This window comes from Halomonas sp. DP3Y7-2 (assembly GCF_019800795.1).
Lineage (GTDB): Bacteria > Pseudomonadota > Gammaproteobacteria > Pseudomonadales > Halomonadaceae > Halomonas > Halomonas litopenaei_A.
Genome location: NZ_JAHVKJ010000004.1, coordinates 145,968 through 165,612, shown reverse-complemented (window position 1 = coordinate 165,612; position 19,645 = coordinate 145,968). Strand labels below are relative to the sequence as shown.

Here is a 19,645-nt window from a genome sequence, read left to right as displayed (position 1 = left end):
ATGAGAGAGATTGGCACAGCATCGCCATAGCCTGTGGCTTTGGCGTTATCCCGGGTCTTGTTATTCTTGCACGCCTGGCGGCATTGCCGTCGCCCGGTGCAGCGCCGGACGTTCATGACGAGCCTTCTATCACCGCCTTTGCAAGGAGCCCCAGTGGAGCACCGCCTTGAAGATGTCATCGCTCTGTTCGATGGCCTGTTTTCAGAGTCTTTCCAGACCCGCCTTGAACGCGGTGGAGATGAGCCCCTGTATCTGCCTGCCGATGAGCATACCCCTTGGCACAGAGTGATCTTTGCCCGCGGCTTTTTTGCCAGCGTACTGCATGAAGTCAGCCATTGGTGCATCGCCGGGGCCCGGCGGCGACAGCTCGAGGATTATGGCTACTGGTATGAGCCCGATGGGCGCGACCAGCACCAGCAACAGGCCTTTGAACAGGTCGAGGTGGCACCTCAGGCCCTTGAAAGCTTGTTCTGCCGTGCGGCAGGACTGAGCTTCCATGTCAGCGTCGACAACCTGGGAGAGGTCGAGGTTGATCGGGAAGCCTTTTCCCGGCGGGTGGCTGCCCGCGCCGAGCGCTATTGCCGTGACGGGTTGCCGCTCAGAGCCGCGGCATTTGAAGCGGCTCTGAAGGCGTTCTATCTCGAGGGCAGGGGGCTGGCAGAGGCGATTCGCTGTGGCCGCAAGCAGCTTGTACCGGAGCCAGTGATCAGCTGAGTCGCCTTATTCGTCGTCGACGCTGCCGCTGAGACGGCGATGCAGGTGCAGCATGACTTCGACCTCCTGCTCGGGGCGCATCGGCTCCAGGCCAAGTTCACCGAACAGCTCATTACGCGCTCTCGCCCACTCACCGGGGTCCAGGTCAGGATACAGGGTCTCTGCCGGTGCCAGCTCCACGAAGGGGTCCAGCCCGTAGGTGTCGAACAGGCGAGAAATGGCCGCCTCGTCATCAAATACGCCCGCCGTCAGCAAGGTCGCGTTGAAGTGATCGGTCTCGAGTTCCCGGATGACGTCGAGGGGGCTGACGCCGATGCTTGCCAGCTCCTCACGACTGTAGTCGCCCAGTGAGACGGTCTCTGCGTCCAGCCAGTCCTCGTCGGGCTGAATCAGGGTGTGCTTGATGCGTCCGTCATCCAGGCTCCAGGCGATCGCCAGGGGCAGGTCACCGTCGCCGCCGGTTTCTACGGCGATAAAGGCAGGCATGTCGCCCATGTCAGGACTCCTTGAGGTCAAAGAACGTTCTCGCCGTGGCGGTGCTGCTGGCTGCCAGGGTGGCCTCATCTTCGCCACGCCAATGAGCGATTTCACGGACGATCCATGGCAGCAGGGCCGGCTCATGGCGGCGTCCCTTGAGCTTGGCTGGCAGGTTACGGGGCAGCAGGTAGGGACAGTCGGTCTCTACCATCAGCCGATTGGCGGGAATGTCGCCTACCATGTCGCGCAAGTGGTGGCCACGGCGCTCATCGCACAGCCAACCGGTCAGGCCGATATGCAGATCAAGATCGAGGTAGCCGTGCAGCGTGTCCCGATCGGCCGTAAAGCAGTGCACCACGGCCCGTGGAATATCATCTCGCCATGCCCGCAGGATGTCACGCATCCGCTCACCCGCGTCTCGCTCATGGATAAAGAGTGGGAGGCCTGATTCCACCGACAATGCTAGCTGCGCCTCGAAGGCAGCCTCCTGCTGTGCAGGCGTGGAGAAGTTGCGATGGAAGTCGAGCCCGCACTCACCTACGGCGACGACCTCGGGGAGCCGGTGAAGGGCGCGCATGGCGGCTTCCAATTCAGTAGACCATTCGCTCGCGTGGTGGGGGTGCACCCCTGCCGTCGCATATAAGCCCGGATGGTGCGTTGCCAGCTCCGCGGCCTGGCGTGCGTGAGCCAGGTCGGTACCTGTCAGCACCATTGTCTCGACGCCGGCACGGCGGGCTCTTGTCAGGGTCGCGTCGAGGTCCTTGGCGAAGCTCTCATGGGTAAGGTTGGCGCCAATGTCGACCAGTGGCGTTGGAGAACGAAAGCGCAGGGCGTCAGGTAGCAGATCATCCTGAGTGTCATCGCAGGCTGACAAGGCGGGCTCCTTGGCGGGGAATGAAGCAGGGGGCGCATTGTACCTGTCGCGAGGCGTGACCACCATTGGCGCCAAGTGGCTCGGACCTCGGCCTGGTCGAGAGTTCTTGGCAGATGCTGCCCATGCCAGAGAGCCCGGGGCTTGAGGTACACTATGACGATGATCAAGCGATGAGGTGAAGCGTGACCCTGCTACGACTGGAGCAATTGCAACTGGCCTATGGCCACCATGTGTTGCTTGATGGTGCGGACCTGACCCTGGAGCGGGGTGAACGGCTGGCGCTGGTAGGCCGCAATGGTACTGGCAAGTCGACCTTGCTGCGCCTGGTGTCGGGGGAAAACCAGGCCGACGGCGGTGTGGTGTGGCGTGCGCCGGGCTTGAAGATTGGTGTCCTCGAGCAGGACCTGCCCGAGGCCAGCGGAGAGACGATTTTTGACGTTGTGGCACAAGGTCTGCCGGAGGCAGGCGGGCTGTTGTCGGAATACCACCACCTGGTGCAGTCGGAAGACCCGGACATGCACCGCATGGCGCAGCTGCAGACCCGTCTGGAGGCCATCGATGGCTGGTCGTTTCACCAGCGCATCGACGTCGTGCTGACACGTCTTGGCCTGCCCGAAGATGCTGCCATGTCGTCGCTGTCTGGCGGTTGGCGGCGGCGGGTAGCGCTGGCGCGAGCCCTGGTGGCGGAGCCCGACCTGCTGCTGCTGGATGAGCCGACCAACCACCTGGATCTGGATACGATTGCCTGGCTGGAAGAGCAGCTGGCGGCGTTTGCCGGGGCGGTGCTGTTTATCACCCACGACCGGGCTTTCCTGTCGCGGCTTGCCACCGGCATTCTTGAGCTGGACCGGGGCAAGCTGGGCCGCTACCCCGGCGACTACGCCACCTACCAGGCGCAGAAGCAGCACGAGCTCGAGATCGAGGCGCGCGAGAATGCCGAGTTCGACAAGAAGCTGGCCCAGGAAGAGGCCTGGATTCGTCAGGGTATCAAGGCTCGTCGCACCCGTAACGAAGGGCGCGTGCGGGCCCTTGAGCAGCTGCGCCGTGAACGTAGTCAGCGACGGGAGCGTCAGGGCAATGCCAACCTGACCGTCGACTCCGGTGAGCGCAGCGGCAAGCGCGTGGTCGAACTGGAGAACGTCACCCAGCACTTCGAGGAAGCGACGGTCATCCGTGATCTCAGCATCGAGATTCAACGGGGTGACCGCATCGGCTTGATCGGCCGTAATGGCGCGGGAAAGACCACGCTACTGAAGATCCTGCTGGGCGAGCTGACCCCCAGCGAGGGCAATGTGCGGGTTGGCACCAAGCTTCAAGTTGCCTATTTCGACCAACTGCGAGCCGGGCTCGAGCCGGAGCGTACCGTCTACGATAACGTGGCCCAGGGAAGTGATCGTGTCACGGTGGGTGGCCGCGATCGCCATGTGATGAGCTACCTTCAGGATTTCCTGTTTTCGCCTGAGCGCGCCCGCCAGCCGGTCAAGGCCTTGTCGGGTGGCGAGTCGAATCGACTGCTGTTAGCCAAGCTGTTCACTCAGCCAGCCAATGTGCTGGTACTGGACGAGCCGACCAACGACCTGGATGTCGAGACCCTGGAGCTGTTGGAAGAACTGCTGCTGGGCTTCGATGGGACCTTGTTGCTGGTGTCCCACGACCGCGCCTTCATGGACAATGTGGTGACCAGCGTACTGGCCTTCGAGGGGCGTGGTCAGGTGCGTGAATATGTGGGTGGCTACACCGACTGGGTGCGTCAGGGCGGTAAACTGCCGCCTGCACCTTGGGAGGGGGCCGCGCGTCAGCGGGTGGAGCCGTCAGCGGATACGGAGCCTTCAGCGGATAAAGAGCCTTCAGCTGATAAAGAGCCTTCAGCGGGGGGAACGCCCTCAGCGGGTAGCTCCAGGCCGACCGGGCAAGGCAAGGCCAAGCCGGTCAAGTTGTCCTACAAGCTGCAGCGTGAGCTGGATGGCCTGCCCGTTGAGATTGAGCGGCTGGAAGACCAAGTGGCCGAGTTGGAAAGCGAGGCAGGGCGCCCAGACTTCTACCAGCAGCCCTCCGGCGTGGTGGCCGAGCGACTGGCGTTGCTGCAGCAGACCCAGGATGCTTTGGACGCGACCATGGAACGCTGGATGGAACTCGAGGCCATGGCGTCCGGGGAGTAACACAGCTGTGGCCAAGGCAGTCGTTGGAGCCGGCATGAAGCCGGCGCCAACGTTGGAGATGCATGACACCCGATAGGGTGGTGGGTGGTGTGCTTACTCTTCGCTTTCCTTGCCGACTCGCACGGCCAGCACATCGCACTGGGCTCCATGGAGTACCCCGGTAGAGGTGGAGCCGAGCAACAGAGCGAAACCATGGCGACCGTGTGAGCCAACCACGATAAGGTCTACGCCGTTTTCGTCGGCAAAACGGTGAATTTCGGTATCTGGCATGCCCACCACCACATGCTGATCTTCCCGGGCGACCGTGGCATCGGCGATCTCCGCCAGACGTTGCTTGGCATGGTCATCCAGCTGATCCTGAATGCTGGTGAGATCCATGGGAATGTCACCGCCATAGGCAAAGCCCAGTGGCTCCAGGGTGTGCATGATCGATAGCTTGGCGTGGTTCCGGTCAGCGACCTGCAAGGCTCGTTCGAGGATCTTGTGAGAGTCCTTGGTGAGGTCCACTGCCACCAGCACATGACGATATTCATTGCTCACGGGACTACGCCTCCTCGGCGGTCAAGTAAAAGAGGTATCGTAATGTCACTCTAGGACGCCGTGGCAGTCAAAACAATGCCGACGATCAACGTTTTTGCAAAGGAAACCGTATGTTGTGGCTACTGATACTGGGTGTCGTAGGGATGGTCTTCGCACCAGCGATGTGGCTCAGGCCCACCGCCAGGGAGCGTCGGCAGGGCCAGCTGCGTCAGGTTGCCATTGAAGCAGGTGCCAGCGTCAAGCTGGATACACCCCCGTTGCATGGTGAGGTCGACAAGATGGCGGCCTATCGTTGGACCTATCCTGCTCAGCGCCCGGGACCGCATTTTGTGCTGGTGCGCAACGCTCGGGCCAGCGAGTCGTTGAAGCACTTTAAATACGATGAAGGCTGGCGCTGGAGGGTACAGCCGCTGGAGCCATTGCCCTCTGTCATCAGCGCACGCCTGTCGAGGCTGCTGTCACAACTGCCGGACGACGCCTGGGTGGTGGAATCCTGTGACAAAGCCTTGACACTTTGGTGGGAGGAGTCTCTCGAGGCGCCGGAGTTTGGCGCTATCTCGGCGCCAGCAGCGGCACTCCGAGATGCGCTGCAGGGGCGTCCTGATCGTCCGGCCGGTAGCGTCCCGGGCTCGCCGCCTTAGGCTCCGCGGGACGGGAGAAAGTAGTACGCACTGCTTTGGAGGGCGCGCTTTTGCGATACTGCGGATGCGCGCCGCCGATGCTGAGTCAGACCAGACCAGACCAGACCAGACCAGATCAAGCCAAGCCAAGCCAAGCCAAGCCAGCACCACTCAGCCTTGGCAGTCTTCCGGGCTTAACAGTGCCTGGCCATTGGCTTCGATACGATTGAGCATGTCACTCAAGCGTTCCTGCTCATCATCATCCAGGCCCTTCAGCATTTCTTCCCTGGCTTCACGCACGATGGCGTCGATCTTCTCCAGCAGCGGGGTTGCCTGCTCCGTGAGATGGACGCGCTTGGTGCGGCGGTCCTGATCGCAGGGGCAGCGCTCCACCAGGCCCTGCTCGCAGAGTTGGTCAAGGGTTCGTACCAGTGAAGGCGCCTCGACACCGATAGCGCGAGCCAGGTCGCATTGTGGCTGGCCTTCTGGCATGCGCCAGAGATGATAGAGCGTCACCCAACGGGTCTGGGTGAGCCCCAGCGGAGCCAGACGTTGATCAAGCACCGCCCGCCAGATGCGCGGTGCACGGGAGAGTTGGAATCCAATGTTCTCGTTCATATCGACCTAGAATCGCAAGGCTGCAAATGATTCGATTGTCCGAACGCTGGCGCGGGAATGCAAGCCACCACCCTGGTTTGCCCTCTGATGCACCTTCTCGATCGTCCGATTGAGGTATCCACCGATCCTGTTACTGCGCTGTTGACTGTGGCACGGCCTCGCTGGGGGCTGGCGCACTGGTTGCGGTGTTTTCACTATCCTCGCTGCTTTCGCTGCTTTCGCTGCTTTCGCTGCGGCCTGAGTGGTCTTCCGTCAATCCGGGAGCTGTACCAGCGTCTTCTTTTTCCTCTTCCCGGTCAGCCTCTTGGCCTTCAGGGCCGGCCGTCAGCCACCGCAAGCGCAGCCCTGGCATGCCGACCTGAGTGTCGATAGTAGCGTCTGCCCTGGTGGCCTGGTCAGGATCATCCGCCACCTCGAACCTGAGGACGCCGATGCGCTGTCCCCCGGCGGTCATGACGTCGATCCGCCAGCTGCCGGTCACGTTGTCAGGGAAGTTCTGCTTGCGGGTCCAGGCGCGATATCCCTCTGCACGGCCGCCGTATATCTCAAGCGCGATGCGGTCGACCAGCTGCCCCTCATGACGCCACTCGTGCACGACCTCTTCCTTGAGTCCTCGCGGCGCGTGAATCGCGGTATAGGCATACAGACCGCGAGACGTCAGTGCCTCCGGGGTCAGCGCCATGTTGCCCTGAGGTGTGCGGCTGGCCTCGTCGAAGGCGGGGGAAAGCGCGCTTCCAGACAGCCAAAGCGTGGCGGGCGGGACCCACACACGCCCGAGCCAGGCCGCCCCCGCCAACACCGGCAGCAAGGCGAACATGGCCAGCCACCGGCTTGGGCTGAGTGGCCGCAGGAGATGCAACAGACTTGGCAGGCTGAACAGCAGCATGGCGACCACTGCCGCCAGCATGCTTTGTCCGGTACTCAGGTGCAGCACCAGCGGCAGCGTGACCAGCACGACGAGAAACACGCACTGGGCATGGAAGACGAAATACAGCCAGCGCTTGCGGGCGGCCAGGCGGTAATACAGGGGATCGACAATCGACAGGATAGCCATGGCCAGCATGAACAAGCTGAACAGTGCCTGACCGCTGGTCCAGACGGTGGTGGCGACCAGGAAGGGAAGCGTGAAGAACAAGGTTTCCTGGTGAATCATCTGGGCAATAAAGGTGGTCACGCCGCGGGGCAGGGACGGGTAGCCCCGCCGCACCATGATTCTCCCGATCAGGCTCTCTGACAGCAGGAGAATCCAGGCCAGCAGCATGCCAGTGGCGAGCAGGACCCCCAACCATTGCTGTCGCTCCACCAGAAAGAAACTGGCAACGCCCGCGGCAAAGGCCAGCGGTGGCCAGACCCAGTGCCAGGGGCGCAGGCGGGCGACCCAGGTTTCGATGGTGCGCTGGAGGGCGTTCAGCGTGGTGCGCTGGGCGGGCGGCGTAGACATAGGAGAATCCGTAACGATGAAAGACAGTCGGCACTGCGACAAAGCGCTGAACGCAGGGTCGTGCTCAAGGTCATGCGCAGCCGCTCAATCGACAGCGGGTGTAGCGCAGGGCCGCCATTTAACCATAGGCAAGCTGCGCTCCCGACCTGGCCTTCGCAAGGGTATAGCGGCGGTGGCCCTGCCAGCTCCCACGACACCTCTCCAGCGCTCTGTTAACAGTATGCTTAAACGCTGCCAGGATGCCTTTACCTGCTTCAACGTCGTGTAATCCCTCTAAGGTAATGGTAGGGGTTGACGGAAGTGAATCTTTGCACCAAGCTGGCAAAATCAAACGGCCGTATGAATACCGCTCACCTGGACAGGGACACAGGCCACTGTCCGGGTAACACGGGATGACTTCAGTGGAGATGCGTGGATGATCTATCAAGGCAACGCCATTTCGGTGGCTCGCAATGGCGACGATATCGCCATCCTGACCTTCGACTTGAAGGATGAATCGGTCAACAAGCTCTCCGGCGCCGTGATCAAGGAGCTCGGTGAAGCCCTCGAGGCGGTGCGCGGTGGTCAGGGGCTCAAGGGGCTGCTGCTGAAGAGCGCCAAGGAAGCCTTCATTGTGGGCGCCGACATTACTGAGTTTCACGCCATGTTCGACAAGGACGAGGCGGAGATTCAAGCCATGCTCGAGCAGGTTCACGGCATCTTCAATGGCCTGGAGGACATGCCGTTCCCGACGGTCAGCGCGATCAACGGCCTGGCCCTGGGGGGCGGCTGTGAGGTGGTGCTCTCAACGGATTTCCGTGTGATGAGTCAGGAGGCCAAGATTGGCCTGCCGGAGACCAAGCTGGGCATCGTGCCGGGCTGGGGCGGCTGTGTTCGCCTGCCGCGGGTCATCGGCGCCGATAACGCCATCGAATGGATTGCCGGAGGCACCGAGAACCGCGCCGATGCATGCCTCAAGGTGGGAGCGGTTGACGCCGTGGTGCCCCGAGAAGACCTCGAGGCGGCGGCGCTGGACATCCTGGCCCGGGCCAACGCCGGAGAGCTTGACGTCAAGGCACGTCGAGAAGAGAAGAACAGCCCGCTCAACCTGAACCCCATCGAGCAGATGATGGTGTTTGAAACGGCAAAGGGCTATGTGGCTGGCAAGGCGGGTCCACATTATCCGGCGCCAGTGGAAGCCATCAAGGTGATCCAGAAGGGCGCCGGCGAGACGCGGGCACGCGCGCAGGCCATCGAGGCCAAGGCATTCTGCAAGATGGCCAAGACCGATGTCTGCTACAACCTGGTCGGCCTGTTCATGAACGATCAGGTTGTCAAGAAAAAGGGCGGACAGTACGCCAAGCAGGCTCAGCCCGTGCGTCAGGCTGCCGTCTTGGGGGCCGGGATCATGGGCGGTGGAATCGCCTATCAGAGCGCCTCGAAGGGCACTCCGATCTTGATGAAGGACATCAAGGAGGATGCCATCGAGCTGGGGCTGAAGGAGGCACGCAAGCTGTTTGGCAAGCAGGCGGCTCGGGGCAAGCTGTCACCTGAGGCAGCAGCGGAGAAGCTCACCAATATTCGTCCTACCTTGTCCTATGGTGACTTTGGCACGGTCGATCTGGTCGTCGAAGCCGTGGTCGAGAACCCGAAGGTCAAGGATGCGGTGCTGACCGAGGTCGAAGCACAGGTCAGCGAGAACACCGTCCTGGCATCGAACACCTCGACGATCTCCATCACCCGGTTGGCGCAGAACCTCAAGCGCCCGGAAAACTTCTGCGGCATGCACTTCTTCAACCCGGTGCACCGCATGCCCTTGGTCGAGGTCATTCGCGGCGAGAAGACCGGCGATGCCGCCGTGGCGGCGACGGTGGCCTACGCCAAGGCAATGGGCAAGACCCCGATCGTGGTCAACGACTGCCCTGGCTTCCTGGTCAACCGGGTGCTCTTCCCCTACTTCGGTGGCTTCAGCCTGCTGGTGGAGAAAGGCGCCGACTTCCAGCGAGTCGACAAGGTCATGGAGAAGTTCGGTTGGCCCATGGGACCTGCCTACCTGCTGGATGTGGTGGGAATGGATACGGCCGTCCATGCCAATGAGGTGATGGCGGAAGGCTTCCCTGATCGGATGGCCCGCGAAGGCAAGACGGCGATTCAGGTCATGTTCGACAACGATCGTCTCGGCCAGAAGAACGCCAAGGGCTTTTACGCCTATGAAGAGGATCGCAAGGGCAAGCCGAAGAAGGTGCGCGACGAGAGCGCGGTCGAGCTGGTGAGTCAGGTCGTGACGGAAAGCCGCGAGTTCACTGATGAGGAGATTGTCGCGCGAATGATGGTGCCGCTGTGCATGGAAACCGTGCGCTGCCTTGAGGACAACATTGTTGGCACGCCCGCAGAGGCCGATATGGCATTGATCTATGGCATTGGCTTCCCTCCCTTCCGTGGCGGTGCGCTGCGCTACATCGACGCCATGGGAGTGGCAGAGTTTGTCGCCCTGGCGGATAGCCTGGCGGCTGAGCTCGGCCCGCTGTATGCCCCCACGGATGGCCTGCGCGAGATGGCCAACGCGGGCAAGACCTTTTACACCAAGTGACCCCACGAGACAGGAGAAGACAGATGAGCTTGAACCCGAGAGACGTCGTGGTGGTCGATGGTGCCCGTACCGCCATGGCCAAGGCCAAGAACGGTGGCTTTCGCCACGTGCGTGCCGAGGACCTGTCTGCGGCAGTGATGAACGCTCTGCTGCAGCGAGTGCCGCAGCTTGACCCTGCCGAGGTGGATGATGTCATCTGGGGCTGCGTCAACCAGACCCTGGAGCAAGGCTTCAACGTCGCCCGTAACGCCCAGATCATGACCGCCATGCCGCGCAGTGTGCCGGCCCAGACGGTCAACCGGCTGTGCGGCTCCTCCATGAGTGCCCTGCATATCGCGACCGCCAATATCAAGGCCGGAATGGGCGACGTCTACCTGGTGGGTGGGGTAGAGCACATGGAGCATATCCCGCTGACCTACGGTGTCGACGTCAATCCCAGCGCCAGCAAGCATGCCGCCAAGGCGGCCATGATGATGGGCATGACCGCCGAGCTGCTTGGCAAGCTACATAGCATTTCCCGTGAGCAGCAGGACAACTTCGGCGTGCGCTCTCACCAGCGCGCCTATGAGGCGCAGCAGAGCGGCGCCTTTGATAGCGAGATCATCGGTGTCGAGGGGCATGATGCCGACGGGCGCCGGATCCTGGTCCAGCGCGACGAGGTCATTCGCCCGGAAGCCAACCTGGAGAGCATGGCAGGACTCCGACCGGTGTTTGATCCTCGTGGCGGTACCGTCACGGCGGGCACATCCTCAGCGCTTTCCGTTGGGGCGAGCGGGATGGTCGTGATGAGCTACGAGCGCGCCCAGGCTCTCGGCCTCACGCCGATCGCTCGCGTGCTGTCGACCGGGGTGTCCGGCTGTGATGCCTCCATCATGGGCTATGGACCGGTTCCTGCCTCTCAGAAAGCCTTGAAGGCGGCGGGTCTTACGATCGATGACATTGAGACCGTGGAGCTCAACGAGGCTTTCGCTGCCCAGGCGCTGCCGGTGCTCAAGGATCTGGGGCTGCTCGACGTGATGGACGAGAAGGTCAACCTGCACGGAGGGGCCATCGCCCTGGGGCACCCGCTGGGCTGCTCCGGGACCCGAATCAGCAACAGCCTGCTCACGGTCATGCGGCGCCAGGACACGCGCCTTGGCCTTGCGACCATGTGCATCGGCATGGGCCAGGGCGTTGCTACCGTGTTCGAACGCCTGAATTGATCCCTTGAAGTAATTCGCCAAGTCGGCCTTGAGCCGTTGTTCTGATCTCGCCGGCGCTGCCTAGCAGCGCCGGCGTTTTTTGTGCACCCAACACCAGGCCGAACGATGTTGCTGCCGGGAGCTGTCGCGCTGTCGCCGAGTGCTCCTGGGCGAAGGCTGTGCTGTCCGTGCTGAGGTGCTATCGCTCCTGCCCACGCCGGTATTCGTCCGGTGTCTGTCCTGTCAGCCGCCGGAACATGGCAATAAAGGCAGACGCGCTGGCATAGCCAAGGTCCATGGCGATGGCCTCGACCTTGGCACCGGATTCGAGCATCGGCATGGCCTTGACGACCTTGAGGCGCTGGCGCCATTCGGTAAGCGTCATCCCCAGGTCGCGCTGAGCGCGGCGCAGCAGGGTACGCTCGGTGACGTGCACCGCCTTGGCCAGCTCTCCCACGCTGGCAGTGGCGGTCGGATCGTCCTCAAGCCGTTGCAGGGCTCGGCGCAGTTGAGGGTCTGCGGAGGTAGGGAGGTAGCTTCCCGCGCATTCGGCGACCGCCAACTGGTCCACCAGCACGTCGAGCAGGCGCGTCAGGTCGTCGGGGTAGGGCGCTTCTGCGGGGTGGTGGCGAAGATGTTCGAGCAAGGCCCGGGTCAAGGGCCCAACGGTCAATGCACAGGTGATATCAGGTAGTGCACTGGCCTGATGCGCGGCGATGTACAGCGAACAATGACAGGCGGCCTGACGATTAAGGCCCTGGTGCTCTACCCCGGGGGGTAGCCACAACCCGTAGTGCGACGGTGTCAGATAGCGCCTTTGCCCCACATCGACCTGGACCACCCCGCTGTAGGAATAGACGAACTCTCTCCAGCTGTGGCGATGACGGGGATAGGCGGCATCTGCTGGCATATAGCCGGTACGAAAGACGACCGGCGCGGGCAGCGCATCGTGAAAGGGCGGAAACAGCAAATGCTTGGGTGTGTGGGGCATGATCGGCACCCTGTCCGAGGGAAGGCATGGCTTGTCTGATCTTAGCTATATGCGGTGAATGCGACAATCGCATACTTCATGGCCGACAGTAGCGATGGGAGAAGGTCATGGGGGATCGTAGGACGCTAGACGCACACGCCGTGGGCCTGATGCTGGTCTTTTGCCTGACGCTGGGTATGCAGCAGGTTGCCCTGAAGGCGACCGGCGACGATATTTCACCGGTTTTACAGATCGCCCTGCGCTCTGGCCTGGGGGCCGCGCTGATTGCCTGCTACATGCTGGCGCGGGGACAGCGGATGTCTCTGGGGGATGGAAGCTGGAAGCCAGGTCTGATCGTGGGCGGCTTGTTCTCACTGGAGTACGTGCTGCTGGGAGAAGCGCTGCGTTTTACCACCGCCTCCCATGCGGTGGTGTTTCTCTACACCGCTCCCATCTTCACTGCGCTATTGCTGCATTTTCTAGTCCGCGACGAGCGCATGGCAGCGATGCAGTGGCTGGGGATCAGCCTGGCGTTTGTGGGCATAGGAGTGGCCTTTCTGCTGCCTGCGGGGGGCGATGTGGAGGCCGCTGGGCAAGCATCGCTGTGGGGCGATCTGCTGGCATTGCTGGCCGGCGTGGCGTGGGGCGCCACGACGGTGCTGGTGCGTACCACGCGACTGTCCTCGCTGTCGCCAGAGCAGACCTTGATGTACCAGTTGGTGGCTGCGTTCGTGGTGCTGTTGGCCAGCGCCGCGGTGCTGGGACAGCTGGCGATTGATCCTACGCCTCTGGCGTTGACCAGCCTTGCCTTCCAGTCTGTGATCGTTTCCTTTGCCGGGTTCCTGGTCTGGTTTTGGCTGATCCGACACTACCAGGCGTCGAGGATTGGAGTGCTGTCATTTCTGACCCCGCTGTTTGGGGTCGGGTTCGGCGCCTGGCTGCTGGACGAACCCATAGAGCCTGGTTTTATGATCGGTGCGGTCATGGTGGTGGCGGGGATCACCCTGGTCAGCGGTGAAGGGTGGATCCGTCAGTGGCTCGCCTCCCGCCGCAGGCAAGCGGCGATGTTCGGTAAGTAGGCAGCAGGACAACTTTCACAGGCATAGGCGCGCTTTTCCTCCAGGGCGCGTCTTTCCCCCAGGGCGCGTCTTTCCCCCAGGGCGCGTCTTTCCCCCAGGGCGCGTCTTTCCCCCAGGGCGCGTCTTTCTCCAAGGACGCGTCTGTCTCATACGTCGTGCCCAGCAGACGACGGTGTCAGAGAATACCCGCGTCCAGTCCAGCGGCCATGGCCTGGGATAGCGTTTCCACCTGGTCGACGAAGTCGTCCTGCCATGCGCCCTTCAATATCAGCGGGGGCTGAACCCAGCGCCAGCGCAGTCCGCTGACAATCGACTCGACCGCTCGCATGGTGCCGGTGCCGTCATGGCCGGCGCGGATATACAGGGCGCAGGGAAGGCCTTGAGTGTGATCCAGCAGAGGGTAATAGCTGCGATCAAAGAAATCCTTCAGGGCGCCACTCATGTATCCGAGGTTTTCGGTGGTGCCAAGCAGGATGGCATCTGCCTGTCGCACGTCCTCGGGGCCTGCCTCCAGGGGGCCGAGCACCACGATGTCCACGTTCTCGATATCCGGGTGGCAGCTGGCGCGGCAAGTGGCCTCCCGCAGTCTCAGGGTATTGGGGGAGGGCGCGTGGGCGACGACCAACAGACGTTTCATGCATGGCTCCGCAATGGTCATGTGGGCAATGGCGACAGTGAAGGGTTCTTCGTGTCAATAACATGCGCGTTTGACAGCGGGTGGCGGCTTGTCGACCCTAGGAAGGGTGATTAAGGTGCATGTGGCGCCTTGGGCTGGCTATTGGCTTGTGCCCAAGAGCTCACTTGATGCACCAAAGACCACCGTTCCAGGGAGGAAACCCCCATGCCTTTCGCGCTATCTTCATTAAGCGTCACTAGCCCGGCTTTCGACAATGACGCTGGTATTCCCGCACGTCATACCCAGGAAGGCGAGGACATTTCACCGGCGCTGGCCTGGCAATACCTGCCAGAAGGTACTAAAGGGATTGCGGTCATCTGTCACGACCCGGATGCGCCGCTGGTGCAACATGGCAGCTACGGTTTTGTGCATTGGGTACTGTATAACCTGCCTGCGTCGCTGACGTCCCTTGAGGAAGGCACCCAGCAGGGGACTCAGGGGAGCAATGATGCGGGTAATCTCGGCTACAACGGACCCCTGCCGCCCGAGGGCCATGGGCTGCATCGGTACTACTTCTGGGTGCTGGCGCTGGATACCGCGACCCAGTTGCCCGAAGGTCTCAGCATGAGCGAGTTGCTCGAACAGGTCGAACCGCACCTGTTGGGTATCAATCGCCTGGTGGGCACCTATCAGCGCGAGGCCTGAGAACAGGCTGACAGCCCGCCTCCAGGGCGGGCTTTTTTACTTCCTCAACGCATGTGTGCCGTTTCGGCCGCATGGCGAGTGATCAAGGATGACGCTCATGTTCGATTGGATTTCAGCCCACAAGGACATTCTGCAGACGCTGGCAAGCGTGGGCTCCTTTCTCATCTGGCTGATCTATGCTCAGCTGCTGTACTTCGGCTTTCGCCGTCAGCGCCGTCCGCGCTTGATCATCAACCGCGGCAAGCGCAAGAACCTCGATGCTCTCTGTGTCATCAGCAACATGAGTGCCGAACCTATCTATCTTCAGCACATCATGATGACCTTGGAGACCTCCAAGGGCGACTGGACCCTGGACGTCAGCGACCATGAGGCGGATCTGGAAGACGACCACAGTGACCAAGAGCGAACGCCAGACGGTCGCTGCACCCATCAGGGACCGCTGGACAGCGGTGGTTTCGTCCATATCGGTTCCTTCAACGCCTTGAAGCAGCGGATCATCGATATCGCTGGTCTGGACGACAAAGAGGGAACGAAGGGTGACCTGGTGCTCAAGGCGATGTGTGTTCGGGTGATTGGCACCTATTGCTCGGAAAACCTGCCGATTGGCGCCGAGCGCCGCTTTGTCTTTCACCAGGCCGACGATAGCTGCACGCTGGTGCCAGAGACCTGGGACACCCTGCAGTTCAGCACCCGCAGGCAGCGCAGGGAGCTCAAGCGCGATATCAAGCGGATTCACGAGCGTCAGGCCCAGGGCGAGGGTGAAGAGCCGGAAAGGGAGCAAGGCGACTGATGACCTGGCCAGGCGGGTGACTGGCTTTTCGCGCGGTGGGGGAGTACCGTCAGCGCCTTCCTTCAATGAGAGAGAGCGTCATGAGCGATTTGCCCGCCTGTCCCGCCTGTCAGTCACCTTATACCTATCAGGACGGCCCTTCGCTGATCTGCCCCGAGTGCGGTCATGAGTGGTCCCTGGAGACCGCAGAGAGCGACGCAGAACCTGGTATTCGCGATGCCCACGGAAACCCGCTCAACGATGGCGATACCGTCACCGTGATCAAGGATCTCAAAGTCAAGGGATCGTCGTCGGTGGTCAAGGTCGGTACCAAGGTGAAGAACATTCGCCTGGTCGACGGAGATCACGATATTGACTGCAAGATCGATGGGTTCGGTGCCATGAAGCTCAAGTCGATGTACGTCAAGAAGGCGTGAGTTGGCGGAAGCTGGCAGGGTCTCGGCAACGCCGCCAGCGCTCGCAAGGAGCGCTGGGGCTGGATGAGGCAGATGGGTGGACGGTGACGGTTATCGGCGCCTGAGTCGTGTGTGCGCGTCGCCGTGTTCAGACCAGACTGGCGCCGACGAACAGGGTCACCGCGCTGACGCCGAAGGTCAGCAGGATGAAGGGCATGGCCCACTTGACGAAGCGCTCGTAGGGAATCTTCGCCAGCGCCAGGCCCGCCACCAGGTGGGCCGCCGTCGGAGCAAACATGTTGATCCAACCGCTGGCGGATTGGAAGGCAGTGACTACCAGCTCGCGCTCGACGCCGGAGAAGTCTGCCAGAGGTGACATCAGTGGCATCGAAACGGTAGCAAGGCCCGACGTTGACGGGATGAAGAAGCTGAGCACGATATGGACCACGTAGGAGACGACGACGAACATGCCGGTCGATAGTCCCTGCACCGCACCTTCCGCCCAGTTGAGGATGGTGTCGATGATCACGCCATTGTCCATCACGACATAGATTCCCCTCGCCACCGCCACGACCAGGGCAACCCCGATCAGGTCCCGAGCGCCATCCAGGAAGCTGGCAATGAAGCTGGATTCTGGCTGCCGATTGATGACCGCGATCAGGATCGCAGAGGTCAAGAACAGGGTAGACAGCTCGTCGAACCACCACCACAGGGTCGGGAACAGGGTGATCCCCATGTCTTCCCAGGGCACTACGCCGTACACCATGATGCCAAATGTCAGGAAGAAGACCGTCATGGTCAGCTTATGGCGCAGGGTGTAGGCACCGCTGGTGACGGGGGCGCTGGCGCTTGCTGGTGTTGCACTCAGGTCAGCCAGGACGGAGCGCTGCGGGTCGCGCTTGACGCGGGCGGCGTAGCGCATCACGAACCAGATGGCCAGTGATACCAGAATCACGAACTGGACCAGTCGGAGGGTAATACCGGCGCCGATCGGCAGTCCCGCAAATCCCGAGGCGATACCGGTGGCGAAGGGATTGACGGTGGAGGCGAGTACCCCAGTGCCTGAGCCGAGCAGAACGATACCTGCCGCCACCATACGGTCGTAACCCGCGGCGGTGATGACCGGCAGGATAATGGCCCAGAAGGCGACGGTCTCTTCCGCCATGCCGTAGGTGGAGCCCCCCAGTGCAAACAGGATCATCAAGACCGGGATCAAAAAGTGTTCCCTTCCCTGGAAGCGGGCCACCACCGCGCCGATCCCTGCATCGAGGGCGCCCGAGTGCATGGTGACCGCCAGAAAACCTCCAATCACCAGGACAAACAAGGCGACATCAACGGCCTTGTGAAACCCCTTGATGGGGGCAATCAAGACGTCCATGGGCCCCTGGGGCGAGCTTTCCAGTACTTGATAGGTGCCAGGAATCGGCAGCAGGCGCTCATCGCCTTCGTAGTCGAGGACTTCGGTGGCGGGGATGACGGTATCGGTGCCTTCGACGCGATAGTCGTACTTGCCGGCGGGCATCACCCACGTCAGCAGGGCGACCATGATGGTGATCAGGAACAGCAGGGTGTACACCGTCGGCATACGTAGGCGGCTGCGTTTACGGGAAGAGATCGATTGCGTTTCCATCTCGTGTTCCTCGGTTCAGTAGTCGGTTCATGGGCCGGATCATCAGGTCATGGAGTGGGCTCTGTTGTGTTTGGTGTGCTCCAGCAGGCGCCGAGAGAGTGGCGCCCACCGTTCGAGTCTACGAGGGTCAAGCCGCCAGTTGGGCGGTCCTCGGTGCAAGTCTTGACCCGCTGCAAGGAGCGGGACGATCTGCGGTGATGGAGCGGGAATTATGCTGGCCTGGCTCAAGGAATGGGGCGAGGGCATTCTGCAGTAGCCGTCGCGCGACGACCTCGTCGCAGAACAAGGGGGAAGATCGATGCAGGGTTGATGGCCGTCTGTGGCGTGAAGCGGCGGGGCGGACATGAAAACGGCCAGGGTCTGGGGTCCTGGCCGTGCTGCCTTCAGCGAAGAATGCCGTCGGCGGTGGATACCTCGAGTCGCTTAGCCTTCGAAGTTCCACACCAGCCGAGCATTGATACGCCCGTCACGGCTGTCGGTGTCCGGGTCGCGGTCGCCGATGGGCTCTGCGTACTCCAGCGTCAGTCCGTACCATCGTCCTTTGGCTAGCCGAACGCCCGCCGCGGCAGATGCCAGATGGCTATCCACATCACGGTTCTGGAACTCGGTGCGTGCACCGTCGACGACCAGGAAGGGCTCCACGTTACTGAGCCAGTCACTATCGAGCGTATGCAGGTAGCGCAGCTCGAGTGAGCCCGCGTAGCCATAGTCCCCTTCGGCTTGACCCGCATCGTAGCCGCGCCCGAAACGCTGGCCACCGTAGTTGCCGCGCTCGGGTCCGGGCAGCTCGTCGTCGGAGTAGAAGCCGTTGGCAGCCGCGGTCAGCCGCCAGCGCTCTCCTAACAGGTGTCGGTACTGAGTCTCCAGCTGCCAGCGGGTGAAGTGAAGGTCGCTGGTGGTCTCCAGAGGAGTGCCACTCAAACGGCTCCGCTGTTCGTTGCCGCCCAGGTCGACACCCTGACGGACGGCCGCCGAGGCCTGCCACAGTGACCGGTTGGCTTGGGTGCGATAGCTCAGGTCCAGGTCCGCTGCGGAATATTCATAGTCATCGACCAGCTGGTTGAGCGTGCGATCCTCGAAGCGTAGGGTCGTGGTCTTGGTTTCGTCGTGATGGCGCAGGGCGCCCCCCAGCGTCAGGCTTGAAGAACGTGTCAGCAGCACCGGATAGGACAGACCCAGGCGATAGCGCTCGCGATCGGTGTCCTGATCCTGGCTGAGGTCGAAGCGCTGTCCGTTGAGCAGGTAGATAAGATCTTCATCATCGCTGCCGCGGTAGGTGTCGGCAGACGCCGATAGTGTCAGGCCATCGCTGCCAATGCCGGTGCGGAAGTCCAGCGCGTACAGTTCATTGTCATTGTCGATGGGCCATAGCCAGGAAAAGCCCAGGCTCTCCCCCCAGGAGGTGAGACTTTGTGTCGACACCCGGTTGATGAACACGGCGTCTTCCTCATCCCCCCCGCTAACACTGCCGGCATAGTCGAAATGGTCGATGCGGCGTTCTTCCACTCGCAGGGTGGTGGCGCCATTGGGGGTGCGCGGGACAGGGGCCTTGAGGGTCAAGCTGGCGCCGGGGATTTGCTCGATCAGGCCGCTGACGCGCTCGAAGGTTGCCCGTGTCAGGGGGCGCTCATCCAGCAACGGCATGACCAGTCGCTCGACGCGGCGGGCCACGGGGTCGTCGTCTACGACGATTTCGGTACGTGCGATGTGCCCCTCCACCAGCACGATACGCACATTGCCGTCGATAAAGTTGTTGGTCGGCAGGTAGGCGAATGACAAGGGGTAACCCGAGGACTGGTAGGCGTCGGTGATGGTCTTGACCTCGGCCTCCACGGCCTCGCGGGATACCGTCTGCCCGACCATGGCCTGTAGTCCGCTGGATAGCGCACTCAGGTCGAGCACGCTGTCACCGATAAAGCGCACATGGCGTACTGTGACACTGTCAGGGACGCCTGGGTTGGCGTCATCGGGCAGATCCACTTCGGTCTGCACATCACGCTCGGGGGGAAGGAGTCGCTGGTTCTCGATGATATCGTCGACGGTGTCCAGAGTTTCCTGGGCCATGGCCGCAGACGCCAGGAGAAGACAGCCAGTGGCTGCCAGAGGAGAAAAAGTCCTGCGCATTCGTTGATATCCTTGTCGTTCCCAGTGGGGTATGGCGCTCAAGGCGCGTCGCAGCAGGCGAGGCCTCGTTTATCGTTATGGGTCTAGGCCGTACACAAAGCCGAGCACAAAGAGAAGGCAGAGAGAACAAAGGCCCGACACCC

General features: G+C 62.0%; 18 protein-coding genes. 9 read left to right on the top strand and 9 right to left on the bottom strand.

Annotated elements, in window-relative coordinates:
* Positions 1-153 precede the first annotated feature (153 nt).
* Positions 154-714, top strand: a complete 561-nt coding sequence (locus KUV45_RS05380) for an elongation factor P hydroxylase (RefSeq protein WP_308126696.1) — start codon at positions 154-156, stop codon at positions 712-714.
* 6 nt (positions 715-720) lie between these two features.
* Here the strand turns inward: KUV45_RS05380 and KUV45_RS05375 are convergent, their stop codons facing one another.
* On the bottom strand, positions 721-1,209 hold the full coding sequence (locus KUV45_RS05375; RefSeq protein ID WP_206944485.1) for a hypothetical protein: 489 nt from the start codon (positions 1,207-1,209) through the stop codon (positions 721-723).
* Position 1,210: 1 nt separating this feature from the next.
* A complete protein-coding gene (locus KUV45_RS05370) occupies positions 1,211-2,065 on the bottom strand; it encodes a TatD family hydrolase (protein WP_224852171.1) in 855 nt (284 codons plus the stop codon).
* 182 nt (positions 2,066-2,247) lie between these two features.
* Here KUV45_RS05370 and KUV45_RS05365 point away from each other — a divergent pair, with 182 nt between their 5' ends.
* The gene (locus KUV45_RS05365) at positions 2,248-4,224 is read left to right on the top strand and encodes an ATP-binding cassette domain-containing protein (RefSeq protein ID WP_222164273.1); all 1,977 of its coding nucleotides are present in this window, start codon (positions 2,248-2,250) and stop codon (positions 4,222-4,224) included.
* A gap of 93 nt (positions 4,225-4,317) precedes the next feature.
* On the opposite strand, the gene KUV45_RS05360 is transcribed toward KUV45_RS05365, so the two are convergent.
* On the bottom strand, positions 4,318-4,764 hold the full coding sequence (locus KUV45_RS05360) for a universal stress protein (protein ID WP_206944481.1): 447 nt from the start codon (positions 4,762-4,764) through the stop codon (positions 4,318-4,320).
* Between the two features lie 110 nt (positions 4,765-4,874).
* On the opposite strand from KUV45_RS05360, the gene KUV45_RS05355 reads away from it, so the two are divergent.
* Complete coding sequence (locus KUV45_RS05355) at positions 4,875-5,405, top strand: preprotein translocase subunit YajC (protein WP_222164272.1); 531 nt, start codon at positions 4,875-4,877, stop codon at positions 5,403-5,405.
* A 150-nt stretch (positions 5,406-5,555) separates the two neighbouring features.
* On the opposite strand, the gene slyA is transcribed toward KUV45_RS05355, so the two are convergent.
* Positions 5,556-6,002 carry a transcriptional regulator SlyA gene (slyA, locus tag KUV45_RS05350; protein ID WP_222164271.1) on the bottom strand — a complete coding sequence of 149 codons (447 nt, stop codon included), beginning with the start codon at positions 6,000-6,002 and terminating at the stop codon, positions 5,556-5,558.
* A gap of 130 nt (positions 6,003-6,132) precedes the next feature.
* Positions 6,133-7,443: a DUF5924 family protein gene (locus tag KUV45_RS05345; protein ID WP_222164270.1), complete on the bottom strand. Its 1,311-nt coding sequence runs from the start codon at positions 7,441-7,443 to the stop codon at positions 6,133-6,135.
* Positions 7,444-7,858: 415 nt separating this feature from the next.
* Between KUV45_RS05345 and fadB the strand changes: the two genes are divergently transcribed.
* Both fadB and fadA read left to right on the top strand, forming a co-directional pair.
* The gene (gene fadB, locus KUV45_RS05340) at positions 7,859-10,012 is read left to right on the top strand and encodes a fatty acid oxidation complex subunit alpha FadB (RefSeq protein ID WP_222164269.1); all 2,154 of its coding nucleotides are present in this window, start codon (positions 7,859-7,861) and stop codon (positions 10,010-10,012) included.
* A gap of 23 nt (positions 10,013-10,035) precedes the next feature.
* The gene (gene fadA / locus KUV45_RS05335; protein WP_206944471.1) at positions 10,036-11,214 is read left to right on the top strand and encodes an acetyl-CoA C-acyltransferase FadA; all 1,179 of its coding nucleotides are present in this window, start codon (positions 10,036-10,038) and stop codon (positions 11,212-11,214) included.
* A gap of 178 nt (positions 11,215-11,392) precedes the next feature.
* Here the strand turns inward: fadA and KUV45_RS05330 are convergent, their stop codons facing one another.
* Positions 11,393-12,184 (bottom strand): helix-turn-helix domain-containing protein, encoded by a 792-nt coding sequence (locus tag KUV45_RS05330; protein ID WP_222164268.1) that lies wholly within the window; start codon positions 12,182-12,184, stop codon positions 11,393-11,395.
* A gap of 107 nt (positions 12,185-12,291) precedes the next feature.
* Here KUV45_RS05330 and KUV45_RS05325 point away from each other — a divergent pair, with 107 nt between their 5' ends.
* Positions 12,292-13,242: a DMT family transporter gene (locus KUV45_RS05325; RefSeq protein WP_222164267.1), complete on the top strand. Its 951-nt coding sequence runs from the start codon at positions 12,292-12,294 to the stop codon at positions 13,240-13,242.
* Positions 13,243-13,417: 175 nt separating this feature from the next.
* Here KUV45_RS05325 and KUV45_RS05320 read toward each other — a convergent pair whose 3' ends face one another.
* Complete coding sequence (locus tag KUV45_RS05320) at positions 13,418-13,879, bottom strand: flavodoxin family protein (protein WP_222164266.1); 462 nt, start codon at positions 13,877-13,879, stop codon at positions 13,418-13,420.
* A 204-nt stretch (positions 13,880-14,083) separates the two neighbouring features.
* Here KUV45_RS05320 and KUV45_RS05315 point away from each other — a divergent pair, with 204 nt between their 5' ends.
* The 3 genes from KUV45_RS05315 (at position 14,084) to KUV45_RS05305 (ending at position 15,769) form a co-directional block, all read left to right on the top strand.
* A complete protein-coding gene (locus tag KUV45_RS05315) occupies positions 14,084-14,563 on the top strand; it encodes a YbhB/YbcL family Raf kinase inhibitor-like protein (protein WP_206944463.1) in 480 nt (159 codons plus the stop codon).
* Positions 14,564-14,660: 97 nt separating this feature from the next.
* Positions 14,661-15,353 carry a hypothetical protein gene (locus KUV45_RS05310; protein WP_222164265.1) on the top strand — a complete coding sequence of 231 codons (693 nt, stop codon included), beginning with the start codon at positions 14,661-14,663 and terminating at the stop codon, positions 15,351-15,353.
* An 80-nt stretch (positions 15,354-15,433) separates the two neighbouring features.
* A complete protein-coding gene (locus KUV45_RS05305) occupies positions 15,434-15,769 on the top strand; it encodes a zinc ribbon domain-containing protein YjdM (protein ID WP_206944459.1) in 336 nt (111 codons plus the stop codon).
* 127 nt (positions 15,770-15,896) lie between these two features.
* Here KUV45_RS05305 and KUV45_RS05300 read toward each other — a convergent pair whose 3' ends face one another.
* Positions 15,897-17,378 (bottom strand): YfcC family protein, encoded by a 1,482-nt coding sequence (locus tag KUV45_RS05300; RefSeq protein ID WP_222164264.1) that lies wholly within the window; start codon positions 17,376-17,378, stop codon positions 15,897-15,899.
* Between the two features lie 423 nt (positions 17,379-17,801).
* Positions 17,802-19,502: a ShlB/FhaC/HecB family hemolysin secretion/activation protein gene (locus tag KUV45_RS05295; RefSeq protein WP_222164263.1), complete on the bottom strand. Its 1,701-nt coding sequence runs from the start codon at positions 19,500-19,502 to the stop codon at positions 17,802-17,804.
* Positions 19,503-19,645: the final 143 nt, after the last annotated feature.